We start from the raw sequence: 25876 nt of genomic DNA on the forward strand, positions 1-25876 counted from the left end.
TTCCTACTCCATTTTTTTCAGCTTTGAAATAAAAAAGCCGTCGCTTCCAAAGTATTTCGGAAAAAGCGTTGCTTTGTATGTACCGAATGGAAAACCAAGATTTTCTAAAAAAACTGATCCTTCAAACTCAGGATGATTAATCAGAAATCTGTCGACTACTCCCTCGTTTTCAGCGGGATTTACCGTACAGGTTGAATAGATAAGTTCTCCGCCTGTTTTAAGGTAGTGCGACGCGTTTTCTAATATATTGTACTGTATTTCCGGCAGTCTGTCAAATTCCTCAAAGGATTTATATTTGATTTCAGGTTTTCTCCTTATAACCCCAAGTCCGGAGCATGGAACGTCGCATAATATTTTGTCAGCCTTAGGAATATCAGGATTAAATTCCGCTGCATTTCCCGTTAACGCCCTAATATTTCCAAGCTTTAAACGCTCGGCTCCGGAAGCGATTAGTTTTACTCTGCTTTCATGCAGATCGAAGGAATAAATTATTCCTTTTCCTCTCATCTGCTCCGCAATAGTAAACGTCTTACCTCCCGGAGCCGCGCAAAGATCAAGGACTGTATCTCCTGCTTCAGGACACAGCGCCATACAGCAAAGCTGAGACGCTATATCCTGTACATGAAACATACCTTTTTTATAAGCGCTTATTTTTGTTATATCCAGAGAAAAAATCTCATAGCAGTCTTCAATCAGGGTTTTCTTTGGCTCCAATTCAGAAATTTCCTTCAGAATTTCATCCCGATTGTAAACCAAGGTATTCAGCCTTATAGTAACCGGAGGACTTCCTAAAGAGGTTTCAATAAGAGATATCCCGTCTTCCCCGTAATTATCCAGCAACAATTTCACTAAATACAGCGGAACAGAGTATTCAACGGAAAGTCTTTCAATATAGTTTTCAGGATATTTTATCTTTTTTCCGTCTCGGATAAAGCTTCTGAGCACACCGTTTACAAATCCCGATAGACTGTTAAGACGCAGCTTTTTAGTAAGATTAACACTCTCATTTACCGCCGCGCTGTCAGGTATAGAATCCATAAACTTAAGCTGATATATTCCGGTACGCAATATATTAAGGATTTCCGGACGAAGCTTTGTGATCTTCTGCCTACAATACTTAGAAATAATAAAATCCAAGGTTATTTTTCTTTCAAGCGTTCCGTAATATATAGCGGAGCAAAGACGCTTGTCTCTTTCGTCCATATCCGATTTCGCTAATGCTCCGTCCAGCAATATATTTGAATAGCTCCCTCTGCCGAACGTTTTCCCCAACAGCTTTACAGCCTCATATCTGGCATCCGTCATTTAATTCCGCCTGTTTCTTCCGTTTGCTATAAGAAGCAGCCTTAAAAGGTTTATTATAGCTGTAAAAAGCGCCGCTACATAGGTCAACGCCGCCGCCGTCAGTACCTTCCTAGACATTGAAAGCTCATCGCCCTCAAGAATGTTATCGCTTTCAAGAGTTTTCATGGCTCTTGAACTTGCGTTGAATTCAACGAAGAGAGTGGCAAACTGAAAAACAACTACGGTTAAAAATAATACAATACCTAAGTTTATAAATAAATCTCCGAGCGCTGAATTAAAAATTAATCCCAGAATAACAAGAGGATATGATAATGTTGAACCAATATTCGTAAGAGGAATTACTGCGCTGCGGAGCTTCATAGGAGCATATCCCTTTGCATATTGTATAGCATGACCGACCTCGTGAGCTGCAACTCCTACGGCAGCAACCGAAGAGCTTGCAAAGGTAGAATCTGAAAGTCTGACTACATTATCCCGGGGATCGAAGTGATCAGACAGTTTTCCGGCTATATGCTCTATTCTGACGTTAAATAGTCCGTTAGCGTCCAGAATTTTTCTTGCCGCCATTTCACCGGTCAGTCCCCTTGAATTTGCAACCTGCTGATATTTTCTATAGGTTGAATTTACGTTAGCCGAAGCTATCATAGCTACAACAACAGGTATTAAAATAAGCCAATAATAATCATAAAAAAACATCATAGTGGCAAAATCCTTTCTTTTACTTTGGCAGCGTTATGCCTTCGGCAAGTTTTCTTCCCCTGAGAAAATCCTCCGTTTTCATACGTTTTCCACCCTCGTACTGCACCTCGGTAAACTTAACGCATTTGCCGTCGCCGCAAACTACTGTAAAATTCGACGTATCCTTAACGAAACCCGGCTCTCCTGTGCTTTCCCCTTCAATTACGCTTCCGTATATTTTGAGTCTTTTACCGTCAAGCATTGTAAAGCCGGTAACGCCCCTTATAACATTATGCACAGTTTGAGCGTTTTCATTAAAATCAAGGCGGCTCATTTCCTTAGTTATCATTTTCGCATAGGTTGACCTTTCATCGTCCTGTTTTTCAGACTTTAGCGTACCGCTTTCAAGAGCCTGAATTGTTTCGAGAAGCACCTCTGCTCCGAGTTCTGATAATCTGTCGTGAAGCTCCGAGGAGGTTTCGTTCTCTCCTATGCTTATACTTCTTTTTATAAGCATATCGCCCGTATCAAGTCCCGACTCCATTTTCATTGACGTAACACCAGTTTCGGTTTTTCCGTCAAGTATACACCATTGAATAGGCGCGGCTCCCCTATATTCAGGAAGCAGTGAAGCGTGAATATTAATACATCCATACCTTGGTAAATCAAGTATGCTTTGCGGCAATATCTGCCCATAAGCTACAACTATTATTAGATCCGGAGCAATTTCCCCGAGGTTTTCCACTGCCTTCTCCGCATCCTCTCCCTTTCGCAGCGACTTAGGCTGATAAACCGGAATATTAAACTCCTCCGCACATTTCTTAACGGGCGTAGGTATCATTTTATAGCCTCTGCCTTTAGGCTTATCCGGCTGAGTATAAACAGCGGCTACATTATGACCGCTTTTGCATAAAGCCTTAAGGCACGGCACTGAAAAATCCGGAGTTCCCATAAAAACTATTTTCATCTATTCTTCCTCCGGATTTATAAATTCCTCAACCTTATCTATAAACAGACGACCGTCCAGATGATCGTTTTCATGTGAGGCGCATTGAGCGCCCAGTCCTACAAGACTTATTTCAAAAAATTCCCCTTTTCTGTTTTGTGCTCTAAGCTTAACCTTATTGGGTCTGGTTACATAACCCCATTCATCAGGACAAGACAAACATCCCTCAACAACTCTCTGCTTACCGTTTTCCTTTAGGATAACCGGATTAACGCATTCTATCGGTCCCTCTCCTATATCCATAATAAAAATTCTCTTCAAAAATCCCACCTGAGGCGCGGCAAGTCCGACTCCCTGCGCCTTTGCAAGCGTCTGAATCATATCGTCTATAAGATCTGAAAGCTTTTCGTCGAATTTTTCAACAGGCTTGCAAGCCTTTCTGAGTATAGGATCTTCCTTTGTTACTATCTTTCTTAGCGCCATAATTTCCTCCATACATTTAGACTCCGATATCTCCGTTTATATCGGCATATATATTAACCTTACTGAATTCCTTATATTTATTTATTTCATAGAGAATAAGCTTTATGAAATTTCTGAAATCAGCAGTATTTTTACACTTCAAAATAAGCCGGTATCTGTATTTTCCGCTGATTTTTCCATATGAACACCTGACCGGTCCCAGAACCCTCAGCGGAAAATCAGCCCCCGACTTTATATTTTCTTTAATAATATTCAAAAGCTTATTTGCTGCCGACGCCGCTTTTGAATCATTCTCGCTGCTTATACCCAGTACGCATAAATCACATATCGGCGGGAAAATCAAAGCCCGTCTTACCGCTATCTCTTCGTTATAAAAACCTTTATAATCCTGCAATGCCGCCAGATTTAGTACATAATGCTCCGGCATAAACGTCTGAAGATAGGCTCTTCCCTTTTTTTCGCCTCTTCCGCAGCGTCCCACCACTTGGGCTATCAGAGAAAATGTTCTCTCATAGCTTCGGAAATCACCTGCAAACAAGGCTTTGTCAATGGAGAGAACTCCTACCAGAGTTACATCCGGAAAGTCAAGCCCCTTTCCTATCATTTGAGTACCAATCATAATATCATAGCAGCCGTTTTCAAAATCCTTAAAATTCTTTTCATAGGAATGACGGGACATTGTAGTATCGGCGTCCATACGAAGAATCTTAGCCTCAGGAAAAAGCAGCGCAAGCTGCTCCTCAAGCTTCTGAGTACCGAATCCGGTATGCTTTAACTGTGTGCTCCCGCATTCTGAACATGACTCGGCAACAGGCTGTATATGTCCGCAGTAATGACACATAAGGGTATTGTTTACCTTATGATAAGTAAGCGGAATACTGCAATTTGGACAGTAAACAGGGGTATGGCAATGGCAGCAGCTTACGATTGTATGATAACCGCGTCTGTTGAGCAATAATATTGTCTGTTCATGATTTTTTAAGTTTTCTCTTATTTCATCGGCAAGTATTACGCTGAATTCAGAGGAATTCCCTTCTGAACGCTCCAAATTCATATCGACAATATTTACCTGAGGCAAAACAGCTCCCGAATAACGCTCCTTCATTTCAAGAAGCTCATATATGCCCTTCTGAGCATAATAGTAGCTTTCAATTGAAGGAGTTGCCGACGCAAGAAGCAATACAGCCTTATGCGTTTTGCACCGTTTCTTTGCAACTTCCACAGCGCTGTATCTCGGTGCATTGTCAGATTTATAGGAACGTTCGCCCTCTTCGTCGACTATAATCAGTCCGATATTTTCAAATGGAGCAAACACTGCGCTTCTGGTACCAATCGCTATTTTTGCCAGACCGCGTTTTATACGCTTATATTCGTCCATTCGCTGTCCCTGAGAAAGCCCGCTGTGCATAACTGCAACCGTTTCGCCGAAAAGCTCCTGAAACTGCTTAACCATCTGCGGCGTAAGCGATATTTCCGGTATCATGAGCAGAGCCTGCTTACCGGATTCTATACAGCTTTCTATAAGCTTTTTAAATACTGAGGTTTTACCGCTGCCGGTAATACCATGAAGAAGAAAACATTTAGGCTCTCCCGTATTCATCTGTGACTTTACCCTGTCGTATACCTTTTGCTGACTTTCAGACAATACTATTTCGTCAATGGAGGATTTTCCCTTCTCTCCTATTTTAACAATACGATAGGTTTCCTGTTCATATTCCTCCGCAGCACATTTTTCAACCAGCTTTTGCACTACCGTTTTACCCACTCCGCACAGATAACAGGCTTCTTTCATAGATAAATCATGCTTTTCTTCAAGTATATCGGCAAGCTGCTTTTGCTTGGCGGTCAGAGAAAATTTTTCAGGCGATGCCAAATAATCTTCTGTCAGCCTGAGCATTTTAACAGAACTTATACCTATATTATGCCGGCCGCTTACGCTGCATTTCAGATATCCTTTTAAGGTAAGCGTATCAATTTCAGAGGAAAACCCTTCGGACTTCAGATTAAATACTGTTTTATCAAAGTTTTCACTTCCAGATAAACGGCTTAACGCCAAAATTTCTCTGTCTTCAAGCCCGTTATCCTCTTCTTTTCCCGTCAGGGAATACCTTTCCCTTATATTAATATTCATTCCCGACGGAAGCATTGTTTTTACAGCGTCATAATATGTGCAGAAGGTGTTCTCCTTAAGCCATTCAACAAGCTCAAGCATTTCCGAATTTAATGCCGGCTCTCCTTCAGGAGCAGACAAAATACTTTTAAGGTTTATGTCGTCGCCTTCAGCGGCTTCAATTTTCAGTACAAGACCAGATCTCTTTCTATTTGAGCGTCCAAATGGAACAACAACTCTTGTTCCCGGCATAATGGCCGAAACAAGAGTTTTCGGAATAAGATAAGAAAAAGGTTTATCAAAAGCAAATGAAGCGTTGCTTACCGCGATCTGCGCTTTCAGCATAGCATTCACTAACAACCCCTCCTTAAAGTATTCCGAAATATGAACCTTACTTATATTCTACAATCTTAAATTTTCCTGCGGCAAATTCCTCGACAGCTGTTTTAACCGGCTTTTCCTCAAGAGTCTTATTTTCCTCGAATAATTCATCGGCGATTTCTCTTGCTCTCTTGGCGATACCGATTACTAATGAATAATAGCTGTCATTTTTTGATATTAACTGTGTAATTGCTGGTCTAAGCATTTTTAAGCACCTCATTTATAAATTCTTCAGCATATCCGGCTTTATGTTCTTCCGCCGAAATAACTGATTTAAGATCTTCTACCGCTTTTTCAAGCTCGTCGTTTACCACAACGTAATTATATTTATGTGCAAATGAAATTTCATCTACTGCCTTTGCAATTCGTCGGGAAATCACCTCGTCGGTTTCTGTTCCTCTTTTTCTTAGCCTTCTTTCAAGCTCGGCGATAGACGGAGGCATAATAAAAACTAAGATAGCGTCTTTACAATTTTCCTTTACCTGCATAGCGCCCTGAACATCTATTTCCAAAATAACATTTTTTCCTGCACAGCGCATTTTCTCAACCATATTTTTGGGAGTGCCGTAATAATTTCCGCAGTATTCGGCGTATTCCAGCATGCCGTTTTCCTCAATCAATTCCTTAAACTGAGATACTGTTATAAAATTATAATCAACGCCGTCAACCTCTCCGTTTCTGGGTTTACGGGTTGTAGACGAAACCGAAAAGTAAATTCTTTCATTCAAAATCTCAGATAATATTGTTCCCTTACCGCACCCTGACGGAGCAGAAACCACAAAAAGAAGTCCCTTATTCATTATCAAGCTGTTCCTCCCCGGTTATATTAACTCTTGCGCCCACGGTTTCCGGCTGTACCGCAGACAATACGACATGTTCACTGTCCATAATTATTACGGCTCTGGTACGCCTGCCGTAAGTAGCGTCAATCAGCATCCCCTTATCTCTTGCATCCTGAATTATTCTTTTAATCGGAGCAGATTCGGGACTCACAATAGCAATAAGCTTTGAAGACGACACCATATTACCGAAACCTATATTAATAAGCTGCATATACCCTCCGCTACTCTATATTCTGAATCTGCTCACGAATCTTTTCAACTTCAGCCTTCATATCAACCACACATTTGGTTATAGATAAGTCCTGAGCCTTTGAACCGATCGTATTGATCTCCCTGTTAATTTCCTGAACAAGAAAATCCAACTTTCTTCCAACAGGTTCTTCTGATTCCAAAAATTCCTTAAACTGTTTTAAATGACTATGAAGTCTGACAGTTTCCTCGTCAATTGCAATCTTTTCAGCAAAAATCGCCGCCTCCGTCAATATCCTCTGCTGATCTATATCGCTTTCTGCAAGCATTTCTCTAAGCTTTGAATAAAGACGCTCCTGATAAGCGGCAGCAGTTCTCGGCGCTTCTGATTCAACCTTTGCAAGCATCTCTTCAACAGAATCTATTTTAGCAAGAAGGTCGTTTTTCAGAGCTTCTCCCTCAATTTCCCTCATGTTTACAAATTTATCAAGAGCCGCATCTGCAACGCTTAAAACCATACTGCATATATGTTCTTCATTATCGGAAATTTTCTGTACATTAAAGATATCTGAAAATTTAACAAGACTTGAAAGTGTAAGATCATCGTTTAAGCCAAGCTCATTATTAATTTCACGGAGCGCATTTATATATCCAGACGCCATGATTTTATCAGCCTTTATTAAAGCTTCCTTACCGTTTAAATTGTTAATTGTAACGCCGACCTCAACCTTACCCCTTGAAATATTGCCCTTCATAAAGCTTTTCAGCTTATCATCCAGATAATTATACAGTCTGGGAAGTCTTGAGGAAAATTCATAGTATCTATGATTTACGGATTTTATTTCCACCATTATATCGTATTGATCAATAATACGCTGCTCACGGCCATACCCGGTCATACTCCTAATCACATAAATCCTCCTATACATTTGTTCACAATATACTATTAACTTATTATAACACCATAACGGGAATAAATCAAGTAAATAGGCGAAAAAAATCCGGCCTTTGAAAAAGACCGGATTCAAGGGAATAAATAGGAATTATAAAAAAGGAATTAAAATGAAAGACTATTAATTCTGAGGTCCAAGCTGCTCATACTCAATAACCATAGCCACATAGTTCATAAGAGTCAAGCCGTCCGTTGTATTAACATAATCGTCATATGCAACGTTAGCATTAATTAATCCTTGCTTTGTAACAGGGTTAACATCCGGACCAATTAAGTACATATTAAGCGCAACAACGTCAGCTATATTTACATAAGAGTCAACATTGACATCGCCCCAATGAGTACCTTCTGGGATTTCACTGGTATCAACTGTATCGCCGGTAGAAGGCTCGACAACCGTTACATTAACAGTTACCGTTTCATCGCCCTTAGAAACTATTACGGTAGTCTCGCCAGCCGCAATACCTGTAACTACACCGTTCTCATCAACCTCAGCAATGCTTGGATCTGACGATTCGAATGAACAACCGTCTTTATTAGGCTTAATTGTAGCCGTATCGCCAACTTCAACAGTAATATCCTTCTCTTCAACATCTAATGCGTCTGGATCCGGATCTGGTTCCGTATCATACTTATCAGGCTCCATATCAGGATACAATTCATACATTGTACCAAGAGCAAGGAGAATATCGCCTGCATGCCAGAATCTATGATAATTAAGCTCTACGCTTTCCATTGCTTCTGTTTTGTCAGTACCGTTAGCTACAGCTTCATCATAAGCCTCCTTGAATTCCTGAACCTTTTCGTTCTTCAGATAATCCTGACGGAAATCGAGGAATTTAACGCCCTGCTTTATTGTTCCCTGTGTGCCTGGCATTGTGCCGTTATAATTACTCGGTACCCAAACTTCCTGCTCGAAAAGTCTTACCATGCTGCCGTTTGTTTCAGTAATAGAAAGACCGATATCATCACGACCAAGCTGCCATTCTCTGTCAAGAAGCGAGTGTGCTACATAAAGCGCCTGAGAAGCTAAATCTGTATTTTTATCAGAATATGCGGCTTCTGTTTCAACGCCGTGAGCCTTTGCATAGTAAATCAATGTGTGTGCAAGTGAAGATACGCAACCAAGGTCAGAAGAACCTCTTGCTGTAACAGTACATGTAAGATCAGCATTTGCGTTAGGATCATATGTGCCGTTCCATGTCTTAGGCTGACCGGACCAATCTAATGTTGACGGAATATCAAATGTACCGTCGTCATAAAGATTTACTTCGCTGACAAACCATTCAACCCATCTGTCAAGAATAACCTTAAGAGCTTCCTCAAGAGTCAGACCGCCTGCTGTAACGCCGGTTGTATCGCCGTTTTCTTTAATAACGTAATACATTTCAGCCAAACGCTGCACTGCCCAAACCTGGTTACCGATCCAGTGGTTTGAACCCGGATCAAGATATACAGGGTGTTCCTGATATCCCATATCATAGAATGTAGTAGGAACATCGGTACCATATTTCTTAGCGTCTGTTTCGTTGTATTTATACGCTTCATATCTGCCGTTCCATGAGCTTGTAGCGCCGCCGGCTATCGGACCGTTCGCTGACTGAAGCCACAGATAGAACTCCATCTGTCTCTGAAGCGAGGTTGTGTAATCCTTAACAGCGTCCTGTCCCTTCATCGCATTCTTCAGACCGTTGTCCTGAAGCAAAGCAAAAGCAGCAAGTGGGTTCTGATAGAATTCATGACAATGGCTTGCACCGATCTGCCATGTCCATGAACCGTCAAGAGCGCCGCCCCATGAAGTATACCATGACATCAGATAATGAGCGCCGTCATATCCGTTGCCGGACTGTGCCCACCTATCCTGACAGCCAATTTTCTTGTAATATTTATCAAACATATTATTTCTCAACTGGTCACCCATTTTACCAGCGAGCGTTGTAAGATTTGAATCGCCTACTCCCCATCTATTAGCAGCGTAAATTGCCTGAATAGCACGATCTTCCGCGTCAGGCGCGTTAGTGTAAGACCACTGCTTAGCAATTGTTCCTTCCGTAGAGAAAATTCCTTTCAGACCTCTTGTGCCTACCATACCGTACTTGAGCTCTTCAACCGACGGATGCGGAACTGTTTCCCAACAGGACTCATTAGCTCCACGCTGGAAGGTATTTATAAACGTGAACTTTCCGTTTCCTCCGCCGTATCCGTACCAGTCATCAACGTCGGCAAGCCAGTGCATAAGATAAAGTCCGTTGTCACTGCCGTAAGCTGTCTGGAAATACTTATGTATAGGATTTGTAGCGGTATTGCCCTGAAGCATATCTGTAGGATATGTAGTAGGCTCTTCCCACTCGTCGCTGTAAGTAGCTGACGGATTGCCCGACATAAATCCCGTCTGGACTGTAGGAATCATAACCTCCATTGTTTTCCATGCCTTAGCAAGATCCTTAGAGGTGTCTACTTCAGTTGTACTGCCGTCCGGATTCTGGATAGAACCTGTCTGTGAGATATTATCTCTCATTGCAGCCATCCAAACAATATACGACATTGCTTCAGAAGTGGTTTCATGACCATAGTCGGGAGCTTCTACAATAAGCTCTTCAACCGAATGATAAGGAACATTGAATCCGCCGCTTACCGGATTATTGGCGCTGAGGTAACCATTTTCAACACCGTTTGTGACAACATCGTCATACAAAGACAAAAATCTCTTTGCATAAGAATCGTCGCCATACTTTTCTTCCTTTGTTCGTGTACCGGCAGCAGAAGCCGTAGCGGGAACAACAGCCGCAAATGTCAATGCGGCAGAAAGAAGCGCAGCGATAACTGCTTTTTGCTTTTTTAGTATCATCTGACTTTTCCCCTCTCGTTGATTAGTATAAATTCATTTAATATAGAGTGTACCATGCAAATAACCCGTTCCTAAACCAAAACAACAATTTTTCACAATACGCCCATAAACTTCATGGTTATATTATAAATCATCCAAAATTAATTGTCAACAGTTTACACAAAAACATTATCCCTTAAAAAAACATTTTGTATATATGCACAGTACCGCATTCCTTTATTTGTGAATTTTGACAACCAGATTAAATTTTTTTGTTAAAATTTAGTAAATATAAAATAGATGCACATTTTTCACTGATAATACACACATTCTTATCACAATTCTATAATAAAATAGATAATGATTTTATATTGTTTTTGTTGTATTTAGATATATTTTGCGAATTTAACCGAATTGTAATAATATATTAATTTTTTTGTAGTATTTATTTGAGATAATAAAAGAGAGTGTAACTATTCATATATTCCTCTCTAACAGCCGTTATGAAAAGCGGTCAGCTGACGGCTTATAATATACCTTTTATTCATAGAAAATCAAGTAATATAAAAGGAACGTCATAAATTAAAAATAGGCGCGCCGCCCGCCTGATAAGCGGCAGCCGCATAATATAATTATCGTGCGGCTTATGGAGATACATATGATAGAAATTAAAAACCTAACGAAATTCTACGGCAATAATGCCGCTGTAAAAAATATCAGTTTTACAGTAAAAGACCATGAAATTCTCGGCTTTCTCGGCCCAAACGGCGCAGGAAAGTCCACAACAATGAACATAATTACCGGTTATCTGCCTTCTACAAGCGGAACGGTTCTTATCAGCGGAATGGATATAACCGAAAATCCGTTGGCTGTAAAGAAAAAAATAGGTTATCTTCCTGAAATTCCCCCTGTTTACCTTGATATGAAGGTTAAAGAATATCTGAAATTCGCGGCCGGAATAAAGGGCGTAAAGGGCTCTGAAAGAAAGGCGCAGATTGAAGACGTTATGGAAAAGCTTAAAATAAAGGACATGGAAAACAGGCTTATCCGTAATTTATCCAAAGGCTATAAGCAAAGAGTGGGCTTCGCTCAGGCTCTTCTGGGAAATCCGGAATATCTCGTTCTTGACGAGCCGACGGTCGGATTGGATCCCAGTCAGGTAATAGAGGTAAGAAATCTTATAAAATCCCTTTCAAAAAATCATACTATTATATTAAGCTCTCACATACTTCAGGAAATTCAGGCAGTCTGCGAAAGAGTCGTGATAATAAGCCACGGTGAAATAAGAGCTATAGACAGCATTAAAAATCTTGAGGAAAGCATGGACGCCTCAATAACTGTAAATATCAAGGCTGAAGGCGATAAGGACGAAATATGCAAATGTATTAATTCTGTCGGCGGAGTCGGAGAAATTACCGATATAACCTATGAAGCGACCAATATATACGTATATAAGGTTTCTATAGAAAGCGACGACGTGCGTAAAAACATTCTTACAGAATTAATCAAAAACGATTTCGCTATTTTAGAGGTTACAAGCGATAAGCCCAGCCTTGAAGAGGTATTTGTTAAGCTTACGGCTCACGCCCCTAAGAAAAAAGGCCTCAAAGACCTTTTGGAGGAAATGGATTCTGAAAATCCGTATAATACCGAGGAGGATAAATAAAAATGTTTTCACTGTATAAAAAAGAATTGCAGTCCTACTACTATTCGCCCTTTGCATATGTTATCGCCGCATTGTTCCTGCTTGTATTTTCAATAACATTTGTTGTTGGAATATCGGACTTATCAGGAACTCAGTATAAATTTTCATTCCCTAACGTTTTCTATAATCATTTCTTTTATTTTATATTCCTGATTCCCGCGCTGACTATGAGAACCTTTGCAGACGAAAGAAAATGCGGAACGGAAGTACTTCTCATTTCCAGTCCGCTTAACGTATTCCAGATAGTTATCGCCAAATTTCTGGCAGTTACGACCGTATTTTTTATGATGCTGGTTCTGACGATGTTTTTTCCGTTATTAACAATCGCAACCGGCGGCGCGGTTATGTGGTCAAGTCTTATCTGCGGATACCTTGGATTTTTTCTTTGGGGATTAGTCTGCATTGCAATAGGAATGCTTATGTCTTCCTTTACAGAAAGCCCCATTATAGCCGCTATACTCGGAGAAGGAGCAATGATAGTGCTGATTTTTATAGATAATTTCAAGGACAGCGCATTATTTGACACGCTTCCGAAGGCGGCGCGTATAATAGGTCAGCTTTCAACGCAAACAAGGTTTGTTTCATTTTCGCAGGGAATATTCAACATTTCAGACCTTGTTTTCTTTATTACGACAACCATTCTTTTTATTGGCTGGACTATTATTTCAGTTGAAAAAAGACGCTGGAGCAGGGGGTAAAATAAATGGATGTAAAAAAATCAAAAAAGAATCTGAAGTTTACTACAATTGCATGGATTATGGCGGCAATGCTGCTTATCATAATTATCCCGGTGAATATCGTAGCGTCGATATTCGACGTATCGCTGGATCTTACCCCGAACCGCGTATACAGCTTAAGCAAAACCACCTCCGACTATCTTTCGGGACTTGATGAAAAAGTGGACTTTTACATACTTGCGGATTTGGATGAAATCAAGCTTGACACTGAGCTTCTTGCGCTTTCCAGTATGCTGGATGAATACAGAGAATATGACTGTATAAATTTCAAGGACATAGATCCGGATAAAAATCCGGATATTATAGACGAACTTAATCCCGACGGATATCTGAATCTTACTAAGGGCGATATAGTTGTAAAATGCGGTGAAAACGCGAAAAGAATACCCGGAAACGTCATGTATTATTTTGAAACCGATGAGAACAATACTACGCAAAACGCATATTTTCAGGGAGAAAATTATATTACGGGCGCTATAAAATCAGTTGTGGAAGGCATTATGCCCTCGGTATATTTCCTTACGGGACATGGTGAAAAATCACTCGATGAAAACTATACGACATTTCGAAAGAATCTGAAAAATTACAACTACGACGCCAAGGAGTTAAATCTTGTAACTGAGGACGCAGTACCGGAAGACGCAAAAATTATTATAGTAGCCGCTCCTCAGACGGATATTACAGAGGCTGAAAAAGCAAAGCTGGAAAGCTTTATGGAAAAGGGCGGCAACCTATCGCTGCTTATGTCTCCTAACGACGCCGATATAGACTATACTAACATTGAAGATATAATGAATCAATACGGAATCGGAATGGATTACAACATCGTCTCGGAAACTGATTCGTCAAAGCATGTTTCGGGAGACGATACTACTATTATGGTAAACCTGGTAGACGTTTCTGAAACGGACGACAAAAGTATAACAGACCTGACGTCCCCGCTAATAAGCGGCGATTCTATTACGCCATTTATGACGGCTTCCCGCTCATTCTTTGAGTATCAGGGTGAAAACCGCTCGGATCTGACCATATGTCCGCTTATTGAAACCTATGATTCCGCCATCGGCAAGCCTTACGGCGGAACAGAGGCCGATCCCGATGAAATAGCCGGAATTCTTTACCTTGCGGCGTATTCTGAAAATATAATAAACGACTCGAAGCTTGTTGTAATGGGAAACGCCAATTTCATAGACGATCAGAACCTTGAGGACGGCTATGAAATTATTCCGCTTAACCTTTATCTGAGTACCATTACATGGATGTATAACAGCGACATTGATATGGGTATAGCTTCAAAAATCAGAACCTACGATTATATGGAGATCAAAAGCAAGGAAGATACTAATTTTGTCCTCATAACCCTTTACGCAGCTCCGGTTATAGTTGCAGCCGCAGGATTATTAATCTGGCTCAAAAGGAGACACTCATAATGAAACGTATCAGAATAGTATTAATTGCAATGGTGATTTTAGTCGCCGCAGCAATCGGTATTTATTTCATAGCCGTAAATTTTAATGAGAAGAAAAAGGAAAAGGAAGAAGCGGAAAACGCCAAGCTTGTTTTATTCGATTTCGACGGCGACGCATGTACAAAGCTTGAAATAAATAACGAAAGCGGCAACTATGTTATGGAATATACCCAGGCAAACGGCTGGATGATGACGAATTCCGAAGATTTTGACGCAAACTCAAACACCGCTTCATATATATGCACCTATATGTCCGATCTCAAAGCCGAAAAAATTATCGAGGATACAGATACCGGAAAATACGGCTTCGACGATCCTATAAAGCTGACAGTTACTTCAAACGGGACTCCATATACTTTACTGGTCGGAGACGCCACCCCTACTAATGAAAATTATTATGTAATGAAGGAAAATGATGATAACGTCTATCTTATTGATTACGCAAAGGGCGTTATACTTCACGCTACAAAGGATAGTCTTAAAAGCGTGTATCTTGCTAACTTTCTAAGTACGGAAATAGAATCATTCGCGCTCTGGAAGGGCGGAGAAACAGATGAAAATATTCTGTTCTCAATGAATAAAAATGACGACGGCACATGGCAAATGGATAAGCCGTATAAGGACAATTCAGTTTACAGCTCTGATGTAAGCGAATTCCTCAACGACGCTATAAGAGACGAAATTTATTCCTTTGTCGCAGAGGATTGCAAAGAATCAGAATACGGAAAATACGGATTTGACGATCCGCAGTTTGTATTTGAAATGTCGGGAAGCGGTAAGCACGTTAAAGTCATTTTCGGAGATTATACAGACAATGAAAATGAAATGTACGGATTGTTTACAGATACCGGACAGGTTGTTACGTTCTATCAGAACAATCTTTCAATTTTAAGCTACGATACAATGGATATGATGAATACGGCGGTTTATACGGCGGATATAAACGACGTAACGGAAATCGAAGTTGTCATGCCTGATTATACCGCTAAGCTTAAGATAGACGAAGAAAACGAAAAATACACCGTAAACGATACGGTTATCGAAAGCTCCCAAGAGGAACTGACCGACGCTTTTATAGCTTTCTATAAGTCATTCAACAACGCATATTTTGAATCTATACAAAAAACTGATACGCCTTCCGGAGATGCCGAGGTTTCTATTGTTTACACGCTTTCAAGTAATGTGAGAACAAAGATAGACTATATTCCGGTACCCGGTGAAGATTCAAATACCTATTGGGCTATGAAGGACGGCGAATATACCGGCTTTGTAGTGCGCAAAAAGGTAATAGCAAATATAATTTCAATGTACGAGGATTTAATTAACGCAATAGAAGAATCCGACAAATAAAAACGACCCTGTATATCCTTATGGATTTACAGGGTTTTATTTTGACATAATTTTAACCGATCATATCAATTGGATTAACAAATGAACCGTTTTTAATAACCTCAAAATGAAGATGAGATTTTTCAGCGGTTTCTATATCAGCCGTTTCGCCTACCGCGCCGATTTCTTCACCGCCGCTTACTTCCTGACCGACCTGAACGGTTACTCCCTCGTTAAGATTACTGTAACGGGTAATTATACCGTTTCCATGATCGACAGTAACAATTATTCCCCAAAGAGGATCGTTATCAACTGCCGAAACTGTTCCGGATCCTGCGGAAGCTACTGCGTCGCCGAGCGAAGCGGCAATATCTACTCCGTTATGAGTCTGCCATGCGCCCGTAGTCTTTGACTTAACAAGCTCTCCTCCGCTGAATTCATTCAGGACCTCTCCCTCAATCGGCATAACCAGCTTTTCTTCTTTCGGCTTAGCAGTTTCCTCTGACTCAGCTCCGCTTTCCTCGTCTGAGATCTCCGTTACAGCTTCTGTCTGAGCCTCAGGCCGGAAAACCTCCTGTGTATGCGGAGCAAGAGTTATTTTCGGTATGTCTGTTTGAATTTCAGCGGCTTCCCTTTCCTGAGCTTCAGAAGAACTCGACGATTCCAGTCTTCCCGAAATATCATTCGATGTCTGAGTATATGCAAAATAGCATGCCGCTCCAACCATCGCTACACTCAAAGCCAACGCAACATAAAAGCCTTTTCCGCTTAAAATTGATTTAGAATTTTTCTTCACGTTTAACACCTCCGCAATTAGTTTGGACGAATAATATCCTTTTATGCGCTGTTATTCCTTTTCTTCCAAAATTTTTTTACATGATTGCATTATTGAAGAATTTGGTGTAAAATAATAGTGACATTATAAAAAGGAGAATCTTGTTTTTATGTTTAAACTGAGACGATTTCTTAAAAACTATAAAAAGGAACTGTTATTAGGCCCATTTTTCAAGCTGCTTGAAGCTATTTTTGAGCTTATTGTTCCACTTGTAATGGCGGATATTATAGATACCGGAATAAAAAACGGAGACTCGGTATATGTTTGGAAAATGAGCGGTTTAATAGCGCTTTTAGGTATTGGCGGACTGGGCTTTGCGTTAACTTGCCAGTATTTTGCAGCCAAATGTGCGTATGGTTTCGGTACAGAGCTCAGGAACTCTCTTTATAAGCATATAAACAGCCTTTCTCACGCTGAAATCGACAGATTCGGCACGTCGTCTCTGACAACACGTCTGATAAACGATACTAATCTCGCTCAGAACGGAGTAAATATGTTTATCCGTCTTGCCGTACGCGCCCCGTTTCTGATTATCGGCGCCGCAGTCATGGCCATGATTCTTGATTTCAAGCTATCCCTGATTTTTCTTATAGCCGCACCCATTATAACCGCCGTACTTTATATTATCATGAGAAAAACAGTTCCTCTATATAAAAAAATACAAAAAAACCTTGACCGTATTTCTCTTTTAACAAGGGAAAATCTGGAGGGCGTAAGAGTTATACGCGCGTTCTCAAAGCAGGAAAAGGAAAAAAAAGAATTCAACGAAGCAAGTAACGAATTAGCCGTTAATTCTATTGTTGTCGGAAAGATTTCAGCAATTCTAAATCCGGTTACATTTATGATTATGAATCTAAGCATAGTGGCAATATTATGGTTCGGAGGTATACGCGTAAATATCGGCGATTTATCTCAGGGACAAATTACAGCGTTTGTAAATTACATGACGCAGATACTTCTTGCTCTTGTAGTTTTAGCCAACCTGATTGTAATATTCACAAAAGCTGCTTCCTCGTCTTCAAGGATAAACGAGGTATTTGAAACCCAACCGTCAGTTACAGGAGGAACAAAAGTAAAATTTGACTTCGGCGCTCCGGCCGTTGAATGCGGCGACCTAACGTTCACATATCCGGATGCGGGAGGTCCTGCACTAAAAAATATAAGCTTTTCATTAAAAAAGGGAGAAACGCTTGGAATTATAGGCGGAACAGGTTCCGGAAAATCCACGCTTGCATCCCTTATTCCCCATTTTTATAATGTTACCGGAGGAAAGCTTAAAATTTTCGGAAATGATATTTATGACTACAATCTTGAATTCCTTCGCAAATCCATCGGAATCGTTCCTCAGAAGGCCGCGTTGTTTTCCGGTACTATCGCCGAAAATATGCGCTGGTCAAATCCCGACGCTACAGAAGATGAAATAATTAAAGCCTTAAAAATAGCTCAGGCATGGGAATTTGTGCGTAAGCTTCCGGAAGGACTCAAAACCCATATTTCACAGGGCGGTAAAAACTTTTCCGGCGGACAGCGTCAAAGGCTGACAATTGCAAGAGCTCTTGTGGGGTCGCCCCCCATCGTGATACTTGACGACAGCATGAGCGCGCTTGACTACGCAACTGATTTAAAGCTGAGAAAGGCGTTGTCAGAGCATTTGTCGGATACCGCCGTAATAATGATCTCGCAGAGAGCAACAACCTTAAAAAACGCCGACAGCATACTCGTTCTTGACGACGGCGCGCAGATAGGTCTTGGCACTAACGAACAGCTTTTGGAAAGCTGTGAGGAATACAAAGAAATTTATAATTCACAGATGAGCTGAGGTGATTCAAATGGGTAAAACATTAAAACGTATTATAGGCTATGTAAGGCCTTATAAAAAATATCTGTTAGCCGCCGTTATTTTCTCCCTCTTAGGGGTATCTCTTTCTCTTTTTGTACCGATTCTGATTGGAAGAGGAGTCGATTTTATTGTCGGAGAGAATGAGGTTGACTTTAAAGAGCTTGCTAAGCTTGCAGCGGTTCTGGCAGGCATAGTTCTGGTAAGCACATTTTTTCAATGGCTTACGGCGCTTGCAACAAACAAGCTTTCATATAATACCATACGGGACATAAGGACGGAGCTTTTTGACACGCTAAACGGCGTTCCGCTTAAATTCATAGACAAAAGTTCAAAAGGTGAGCTCATAAGCCGTGCAGTTAACGATATTGAAATAATATCTGACGGTCTTCTTCAAGGATTTACACAGCTTTTCAGCGGAATTATAACAATCCTCGGAACGCTTGTCTTTATGCTGACAATAAATATAAAAATAGCGCTGCTTGTAGTTATCCTTACTCCGCTGTCTCTTTTTACGGCTGCAAAAATAACAAGATTATCAAAGAATTCCTTTACGGAGCAATCCACGCACCGCGGCGAATTAAACGGACTTGCTGAGGAAATGATAGGAAATCAAAAAATCGTTAAAGCATTTTCATACGAAAAACGGGCAGAAGCAGGATTTAAGGACATAAACGATAAAATGGCTCAAAGCGGCGTAAAAGCAGTATTCTTCTCGTCAATGACAAATCCTACGACACGCTTTGTAAACGGACTTATATATGCCGCAGTCGGAACCGCCGGAGCATTAAGCGCAATCGGCGCGCTGAGCTTTTTCGGTAAAATTTCAATCGGACAGCTTACAAGCTTTCTTTCCTACTCCAACCAGTATACAAAGCCGTTCAATGAAATTTCCGGAGTAATTGCAGAACTTCAAAATGCCGTTGCGTCGGCAGAAAGAGTTTTTTCCGTTATTGACGAGCCTTTGGAATCAACTGACGCAGGTAAGGAAGAACTTACCGTTTGCGACGGTTCACTGGAGCTTGAGCATGTAAGCTTCTCTTATAATACTGAAACAAAGCTTATAACCGACTTTAACCTGAAGGTCAAACCCGGTCAGAAAATAGCTATTGTCGGTCCGACAGGCTGTGGAAAAACAACAGTTATCAATCTACTGCTGAGGTTTTATGATATAAACGGCGGAGCTATAACAGTTTCCGGAAAAAATACCAGAGATATAACCAGATCCAGCCTTCGCTCTGTATTCGGAATGGTACTTCAGGATACGTGGCTTTTTACCGGTACAGTAGCCGAAAATATAGCATATGGAAAATCAGACGCATCTGTAGATGAAATAATTGCGGCAGCAAAAGCCGCGCATGCTCATAGCTTTATAAAACGTCTTCCGGAAGGATATGACACTTATATTACAGAAGAAGGCGGCGAACTCTCTCAAGGTCAGAAGCAGCTTATTTCAATTGCCAGGATCATGCTTACTAATCCGCCTATACTCATACTCGACGAAGCGACTTCAAGCATAGATATAAGAACCGAACAGCGTATTCAAAGAGCGTTTGAAAAACTTATGAAAGGTAAAACAAGCTTTATTATCGCACACAGACTTTCTACTATTAAAAATGCAGACGTTATTTTAGTAATGAAAAACGGAAATATTATTGAACAGGGAAATCATAAGCAGCTTATGGAGCAGAACGGTTTCTATGCGGAGCTTTACAGCAGCCAGTTCTCAGTTGTCTGAAAGGAAAAAACATGATATATGAAACAGCTAAAAGAATAAAAGAAAATATAAAGCAGGTCATCTGCGGGAAGGACGAGGCTATTGACATTCTGACGGCAGCTCTTTTCTGCCGGGGGCATATACTGCTTGAGGATATTCCCGGAACGGGAAAGACGGCCTTAGCTTCTGCGGCTGCAAGATCTGTCGGCTGCCCCTTCGGAAGAATACAGTTTACTCCCGACCTTCTTCCGTCAGATATTACCGGAATCAATTTTTACAGTCAAAAAAACGAAAGCTTCAGTTTCAAAAAAGGTCCTGTTTTTACGGGTATTCTTCTTGCCGATGAAATTAATCGCGCCGCTCCCAGAACACAGTCCGCACTTCTCGAATGCATGGAGGAGAGGCAGGTCACTGCCGACGGAAAAACATATTCGCTTCCTTTTCCTTTTATGGTAATAGCCACTCAGAATCCTCTTGAATCGTATGGAACATTTCCCTTGCCGGAGGCTCAGCTCGACAGATTTTTCATAAGTATGGAGATCGGCTATCCTGAAAAGAAATTTGAAAAGCAAATAATAACGGGAAAGAAAGGAAGAAACAGGGAATCTGAGATCGAGTCCATAGCAGATGAGGATGAAATCAGAAAATGCGTTGCCGAAGCAGATAAGATTTATACGGCAGACTGTATTGCAGACTATCTTTTAAATATTGCCGGTAAAACCAGAAAAGACAGCCGGTTTTATCTTGGGATCAGCACAAGAAGCTGCATTGACGCTATAAAGGCTTCTAAGGCTTATGCGGCTATTTCAGGAAGAAGCTATGTTATACCGGACGATGTAATAAAAATGCTTCCGGCTGTAACAGCACACAGAATTATACCGGAAAATCCCGATATATCAGATCTTAAGTCCAAAAGAAAGCTTGTCTGTGAGATTATTTACGAAACAGAGGTTCCCAGTGAAAATTTATGGAAATTATAATAACTGCTTTGGGCTGTCTTATGATTTTTTACATTCAGCTTAATATTTACAGAAAACACTGTTTTAAAAGCCTTGATTATAAATGCTATTTCAATAAAAGCGAAGCCGTAGAGGGCGACGAAATTGAATTTACAGAGGAAATCTTAAACCGTAAGCATTTGCCTCTACCTGTCTTTAAATCGGAGCTTACCGTGTCGTCGACGCTTGAATTTGCAGATACTCATTCGTCCGTAACCGATAAATCGCGTTTTGTAACAAGCGTATTTAATATTAAAGGAAACAGCAGCGTTAAAAGAATATGGAAAGTAAAATGCACAAAACGAGGTATTTTCAGCGTTAATAATATCGTTCTTGTAACGTCGGATATATTCGGTTCGGAATTCTATTCCTTAAAACCGGAATTTGAACTTCCTAAAATAACTGTTTTCCCCTCGGCAATTCCTTTTGATGTTTTCAGAATTATGAGCAGACAGCGAACAGGAGAAATTCAATTTGGCAATACGCCTTTTACCGATCCATTCTTTCCCTCCGGTATAAGAGAATATACCGGCGCCGAACCGCTTAAGTTTATTAATCATAACGCCTCAGCAAAAAAATGCCGTCTTATGGTCAACAATTATGAAAGCTCTTCTGATAGTGCGGCTAAGGTTTTTCTTGATCTAAATTGCTGTACCGTTACCGCAGAGCATAATATAAGAATATGCCGTTTTTTAATAGAACAGCTAAATAAATTCGGCATAAAAACCGAGCTTTTAATAGCTTCTAATCCGCCCTTTCATATATATCAGCATAAAAGAAAAAATAATCTAAATCGCCTTCTTTACGCTCTGGCTGAAGTTGACGTCGACAAATCCGCTCCGATAAGCGATATACCTGTAATTCCGGACGATAATTCTATTCTGATAACAGCCGACATAAATAATGTTACATCAGACTATATGACCGTAATTTACACAGGAAAAGCAAAAAATATAAAACACGCAAACGTGATTTATGCAGACGAAAGGAGACGAAAGCTATGAGATTATCAAAAGCGATTGATTTCATTCATGCAGCCGCCCTACAGATTTCCTTTCTTCCGATTTTTGCGCTTATCTGCCAAATCGCCGATCTTAGAACCGATATAATTTTATTGCAAGCGTTATGTCTTATAATTACTGTGTCGGCCGCTTCACTTTTTATAAATCCGCACCGAAATTTTTTACACTATGCTTATGCCGTTACCGCCGCCCTAATTTCATTTTTGCTAAATATCAGAATAAATCTCTTTTACCGAACAACTATTGCAGTATTAATTCTTATCATATGTATGCTTACGTCTTATAATAAAAAAACGACTATTCAAAGTGTTTATATGTTTGCAATCTCAGCGTTTGTCAATATAATTATATGCTTTTTGCTGGATAATTCCTTTTTACCGTTAATATGCTTTTTTACTTATGTCATAACCTTCGGATTTACAAAATATCTGCGTTCTCAGGAAAGATTATCAAAAAAATATTTTATAAATCTGAAAATATCGGCAATTCCTATTACAGCATTATTACTGGTAACTCTTATGTCTGTTCCGGTTTCAGATTTTATTACTAAATCAATAAAATCAGGTTTAAGAAAATTACTTAATAATAATCAAACCGAAAATCCAATTTCAGAAACTCTCGAAAGCAATACCGAATACACAGCTATTACTGAAACAATAAATACTGAGCAAAATTTTTATATTAAATATATCTTTATTGCATTAATTTTATTAATAGTCTTGCTTTTTATAATTAATTTCAGGCATGAAATTTTATCTTTTATCAGCAATTACCCGAAGCGTTTTAATTTTAATAAACCAAGTTTGATAGCTGAAAATAATGAATATACAGAAATTACTGTTCCTCTTGAAAAGAATGAGAATATTTCAGTAATTTATAATTCAAACTATAAAAAATGGAGAAAAAATTACCATAGATATAAAAAAATAGAATGGTCTGATAGTAAGCTTAAAACCGGTTTTGAGCTTGCAGTAAACGGTCTGAGGCTTTACGGTATAGAAATCAAAAGCAGCGAAACATTGTCGGATATAGAAAAAAAGGTTCCAGAAGAATTTCTCGGATTATGGAAAAAAATCGAAAGCCATTATTCAATTTATAAATACAACGACGAATTGCCTGATAAGTCGGCGCAAAATAGCTTTGACGACATAATTTCGGCATTATATAAAAAAATATATAAAAAAAGAAATCCCTGAATTAATCAGAGATTTCTTTTTTATTATTAATTATAGAGCTGAATATATAAACCAGCATTAAAGCAACGAAAACGCCGAGAGCCGCAGACTGAATTTTAATTATATTAACGTTAAAATCGTTTAAAAGCCCTGTCACAGCATAATAAATATAATCATTGCGCATAACAAGACGGCTGAAATAGTCGCTGTATTTTAAAATTATACACGGTATGAGAATAATTACCGACGCGCAAATTCCCGAAGTTGAAATCCAATAAAATACGAATCTTAAATTCTTTCTGTTAAGTAGTATCAAGATTACTAAGCCGACCAGCAAAACGCCCATAAAAACAAAAGGCGCCGCTGCAATTATCGGATAAACCTTTCTTAACGTCTGCGGTATACCCGCCTTTTCCATATAATCCATCATATATATGTTAGTAAAGGAATCTATTTCGCTTTCGGCTGTTTCAATGGTCTTATCAAGCTGCTTGGTAAAGTCTTCGTTTACTTCAACATTATTTTCTTCCGCAAATTCGCTGAAATAATCAGTTAGATTTTTTTCCAGTACGCTGAAATCAATTTCTGTTTCTTCTATTTTCGACGATTTCCCGCTTACATAATCAAAGAAATTTTCGATTTTTCCGTCTACAGCATCTTTAATCGTTTTATCGTCAAGCCCGTCCATATAAACCTCAGCAGGAATACCTGAGACAGCGTAGCTTTTAGTAAAATAGTCATCGGCATGATTAGTTACCCTCAGATAAATATCATGCTTTTCAGCCGAAGATATGTAAAAGGAAGAGGATAAAAGCTTATCCTTCGCTTCTGTGGTCAACGATAAGCCGATGAACGAAAAAACAAATATCACTGATAATATAAGATTAGGAAAATAGTGATTAATCTTCTTCATTTATTCCGATGAGTCCTTCCGTTATTCATAAAATTTCTTTTCAACAAGCTCGCATATAACGGCCAGTCTGTCCTCTGTAGGACCCAAAAGGTTGCCATAACAGGTATAAAGCGTAAGACGATCGTCCTCCGTAGGAGAGACATAGCCGTTGTCAGTTTCTTTAAACAGAACCTGTTCTGCCATACGATAGGTAAATTCTCCGTATGACGTTGTTATCACGACAGTATCTCCGACCTTCATCTCACCCAAATGATAAAAGAAAGTATTACAATGAGCCGCGAGCACAACGTTTCCCTTCATTCCCAGATAAACTGAGCCTGTATACTGACAAACGCCCTGCTGAAGAAGCTCTTCAGTATCGCCCCAGTAGACAGGGGCGTCCAAATTAATGGAATCTATCTTGATTTCCGCATACTGCGCTCCGAATGACGGATATATTATTTTACTGCCGTCGTCCAAAACGTCTTCAACCTCTTTCGTATCATATTTTATCTTTCCGATTTCCTCTTTAGGAACGCTGGCGGAAAATATAACGTTCGAGGCATTCATAACCTTTGTAAACGGTACATACCCTGCTCCCGCAATCAAAGCAGCGCAAACTGCAAAAACTGAAACAGGCGTCAGGAATAAAACTGTTTTATTTGATTTTTTTTTCTTTGACATAAACTACTCTCCGGCTTTTCTATTTTTTCTTCCCAAAAGCCATGCTCCGATACCTCCGGCAGCCAATACAGAAGCACACAGCGCCGCCACGCTTTCAAAGCCTAAGTCAGATTCGTCTACCTCAGCTTCTGCGCCTGTCGTCGCCACTACCTTGCCAATCGGAGTTACAAGCTGAACATTACCTTTACTGTCCTTTACAGTCATGATAAAGTTCTTATCTCCGTTCTGCTCAACTGTTATATCAAGACCAAGCTGCTTGCCGGTATTTACAATTTCATTAAGAGATTTGATAAGCTGGTCGTTTGTCATCTTATCCACTACCTGCGCCGCCCAGCTATCGCTTGCCGGAACGTCAAATTTATTATCTCCCTTATTTGACTCGTTCTTTTTATCAGCCTCCTCTTCGGCCTGACCTCTCATTTCATCAAGAGTTTTACCGAAATATTGAAGCGCGATTTCATCTCCGTAGCTTTCAATATTTCCCAATGCTCCTATCATAATATCATATTGATCGGAACTGAAATTATTAGACGCAAGGAAATTACTAAGCTGCTGAACATAAACCTCCAGAAAGCCTGCCGATCTTGCCGCAGCTATAACGTCTTCCTTAGTAGCCGCCGAAGCGGACAAACCTCCGAATGCTATAACGGAAACTGCGGATACTGCCGCGACTGCTCTTTTAAAACTTTTTTTCATTTATATTACCTCCAAAGCTTTTATCTATATTCAAATATTTCATATTATCACTTTACCATTTATATTAT

General features: G+C 40.0%; 23 protein-coding genes. 9 read left to right on the forward strand and 14 right to left on the reverse strand.

Annotated elements, in window-relative coordinates; translation table 11 throughout:
- Positions 1 to 3 precede the first annotated feature (3 nt).
- The 10 genes from rsmB to ACYQ0N_RS11415 form a co-directional block, all read right to left on the reverse strand.
- Positions 4 to 1305, reverse strand: coding sequence for a 16S rRNA (cytosine(967)-C(5))-methyltransferase RsmB (rsmB, locus tag ACYQ0N_RS11370; RefSeq protein WP_177531655.1), 1302 nt, complete (start codon positions 1303 to 1305; stop codon positions 4 to 6).
- Positions 1306 to 2004: a zinc metallopeptidase gene (locus ACYQ0N_RS11375; protein ID WP_177531656.1), complete on the reverse strand. Its 699-nt coding sequence runs from the start codon at positions 2002 to 2004 to the stop codon at positions 1306 to 1308.
- Positions 2005 to 2023: 19 nt separating this feature from the next.
- Positions 2024 to 2950 carry a methionyl-tRNA formyltransferase gene (fmt, locus tag ACYQ0N_RS11380; protein WP_177531657.1) on the reverse strand — a complete coding sequence of 309 codons (927 nt, stop codon included), beginning with the start codon at positions 2948 to 2950 and terminating at the stop codon, positions 2024 to 2026.
- Positions 2951 to 3412: a peptide deformylase gene (gene def / locus ACYQ0N_RS11385; RefSeq protein ID WP_177531658.1), complete on the reverse strand. Its 462-nt coding sequence runs from the start codon at positions 3410 to 3412 to the stop codon at positions 2951 to 2953. It lies immediately after the preceding gene.
- A gap of 16 nt (positions 3413 to 3428) precedes the next feature.
- Positions 3429 to 5867 (reverse strand): replication restart helicase PriA, encoded by a 2439-nt coding sequence (gene priA, locus ACYQ0N_RS11390; RefSeq protein WP_460162934.1) that lies wholly within the window; start codon positions 5865 to 5867, stop codon positions 3429 to 3431.
- Positions 5868 to 5913: 46 nt separating this feature from the next.
- Positions 5914 to 6108, reverse strand: coding sequence for a DNA-directed RNA polymerase subunit omega (gene rpoZ / locus ACYQ0N_RS11395; RefSeq protein ID WP_177531659.1), 195 nt, complete (start codon positions 6106 to 6108; stop codon positions 5914 to 5916).
- Complete coding sequence (gene gmk / locus ACYQ0N_RS11400) at positions 6101 to 6703, reverse strand: guanylate kinase (protein ID WP_177531660.1); 603 nt, start codon at positions 6701 to 6703, stop codon at positions 6101 to 6103. Before gmk ends, rpoZ begins: the two co-directional genes overlap by 8 nt.
- Positions 6696 to 6956: an extracellular matrix/biofilm regulator RemA gene (gene remA / locus ACYQ0N_RS11405; protein ID WP_460162732.1), complete on the reverse strand. Its 261-nt coding sequence runs from the start codon at positions 6954 to 6956 to the stop codon at positions 6696 to 6698. Before remA ends, gmk begins: the two co-directional genes overlap by 8 nt.
- Before the next feature lie 10 nt (positions 6957 to 6966).
- The gene (locus ACYQ0N_RS11410; RefSeq protein WP_177531662.1) at positions 6967 to 7845 is read right to left on the reverse strand and encodes a YicC/YloC family endoribonuclease; all 879 of its coding nucleotides are present in this window, start codon (positions 7843 to 7845) and stop codon (positions 6967 to 6969) included.
- 162 nt (positions 7846 to 8007) lie between these two features.
- Complete coding sequence (locus ACYQ0N_RS11415; RefSeq protein WP_460162733.1) at positions 8008 to 10734, reverse strand: glycoside hydrolase family 48 protein; 2727 nt, start codon at positions 10732 to 10734, stop codon at positions 8008 to 8010.
- Between the two features lie 637 nt (positions 10735 to 11371).
- On the opposite strand from ACYQ0N_RS11415, the gene ACYQ0N_RS11420 reads away from it, so the two are divergent.
- The 4 genes from ACYQ0N_RS11420 to ACYQ0N_RS11435 are packed head-to-tail and all read left to right on the forward strand — an operon-like array spanning position 11372 to position 15973.
- Complete coding sequence (locus tag ACYQ0N_RS11420; protein ID WP_460162734.1) at positions 11372 to 12379, forward strand: ABC transporter ATP-binding protein; 1008 nt, start codon at positions 11372 to 11374, stop codon at positions 12377 to 12379.
- 2 nt (positions 12380 to 12381) lie between these two features.
- Positions 12382 to 13116 (forward strand): ABC transporter permease, encoded by a 735-nt coding sequence (locus tag ACYQ0N_RS11425; protein WP_177531665.1) that lies wholly within the window; start codon positions 12382 to 12384, stop codon positions 13114 to 13116.
- 5 nt (positions 13117 to 13121) lie between these two features.
- Complete coding sequence (locus ACYQ0N_RS11430; protein ID WP_460162735.1) at positions 13122 to 14585, forward strand: Gldg family protein; 1464 nt, start codon at positions 13122 to 13124, stop codon at positions 14583 to 14585.
- On the forward strand, positions 14585 to 15973 hold the full coding sequence (locus ACYQ0N_RS11435) for a DUF4340 domain-containing protein (protein WP_177531667.1): 1389 nt from the start codon (positions 14585 to 14587) through the stop codon (positions 15971 to 15973). Before ACYQ0N_RS11430 ends, ACYQ0N_RS11435 begins: the two co-directional genes overlap by 1 nt.
- 52 nt (positions 15974 to 16025) lie before the next feature.
- Here the strand turns inward: ACYQ0N_RS11435 and ACYQ0N_RS11440 are convergent, their stop codons facing one another.
- Positions 16026 to 16748 carry a peptidoglycan DD-metalloendopeptidase family protein gene (locus tag ACYQ0N_RS11440; protein ID WP_177531668.1) on the reverse strand — a complete coding sequence of 241 codons (723 nt, stop codon included), beginning with the start codon at positions 16746 to 16748 and terminating at the stop codon, positions 16026 to 16028.
- Between the two features lie 148 nt (positions 16749 to 16896).
- Between ACYQ0N_RS11440 and ACYQ0N_RS11445 the strand changes: the two genes are divergently transcribed.
- Genes ACYQ0N_RS11445 through ACYQ0N_RS11465 form a run of 5 tightly spaced genes read left to right on the forward strand, consistent with a single transcriptional unit; the run spans position 16897 to position 23557 of the window.
- Positions 16897 to 18606 (forward strand): ABC transporter ATP-binding protein, encoded by a 1710-nt coding sequence (locus ACYQ0N_RS11445; RefSeq protein WP_460162736.1) that lies wholly within the window; start codon positions 16897 to 16899, stop codon positions 18604 to 18606.
- 10 nt (positions 18607 to 18616) lie between these two features.
- Positions 18617 to 20362 (forward strand): ABC transporter ATP-binding protein, encoded by a 1746-nt coding sequence (locus ACYQ0N_RS11450; protein WP_460162737.1) that lies wholly within the window; start codon positions 18617 to 18619, stop codon positions 20360 to 20362.
- Positions 20363 to 20373: 11 nt separating this feature from the next.
- On the forward strand, positions 20374 to 21321 hold the full coding sequence (locus ACYQ0N_RS11455) for an AAA family ATPase (protein ID WP_177531671.1): 948 nt from the start codon (positions 20374 to 20376) through the stop codon (positions 21319 to 21321).
- Positions 21309 to 22343, forward strand: coding sequence for a DUF58 domain-containing protein (locus ACYQ0N_RS11460; protein ID WP_177531672.1), 1035 nt, complete (start codon positions 21309 to 21311; stop codon positions 22341 to 22343). The genes ACYQ0N_RS11455 and ACYQ0N_RS11460 overlap by 13 nt, the downstream gene beginning before the upstream one ends.
- Positions 22340 to 23557, forward strand: coding sequence for a hypothetical protein (locus tag ACYQ0N_RS11465; RefSeq protein WP_460162738.1), 1218 nt, complete (start codon positions 22340 to 22342; stop codon positions 23555 to 23557). The genes ACYQ0N_RS11460 and ACYQ0N_RS11465 overlap by 4 nt, the downstream gene beginning before the upstream one ends.
- 1 nt (position 23558) lies before the next feature.
- Here the strand turns inward: ACYQ0N_RS11465 and ACYQ0N_RS11470 are convergent, their stop codons facing one another.
- Genes ACYQ0N_RS11470 through ACYQ0N_RS11480 form a run of 3 tightly spaced genes read right to left on the reverse strand, consistent with a single transcriptional unit; the run spans position 23559 to position 25808 of the window.
- The gene (locus tag ACYQ0N_RS11470) at positions 23559 to 24449 is read right to left on the reverse strand and encodes a hypothetical protein (protein ID WP_460162739.1); all 891 of its coding nucleotides are present in this window, start codon (positions 24447 to 24449) and stop codon (positions 23559 to 23561) included.
- Positions 24450 to 24470: 21 nt separating this feature from the next.
- Positions 24471 to 25112, reverse strand: a complete 642-nt coding sequence (locus ACYQ0N_RS11475) for a class D sortase (RefSeq protein ID WP_177531675.1) — start codon at positions 25110 to 25112, stop codon at positions 24471 to 24473.
- A gap of 3 nt (positions 25113 to 25115) precedes the next feature.
- Positions 25116 to 25808, reverse strand: coding sequence for a hypothetical protein (locus tag ACYQ0N_RS11480; RefSeq protein WP_177531676.1), 693 nt, complete (start codon positions 25806 to 25808; stop codon positions 25116 to 25118).
- Positions 25809 to 25876 lie beyond the last annotated feature (68 nt).

The organism is Ruminococcus sporogenes (genome assembly GCF_054655175.1).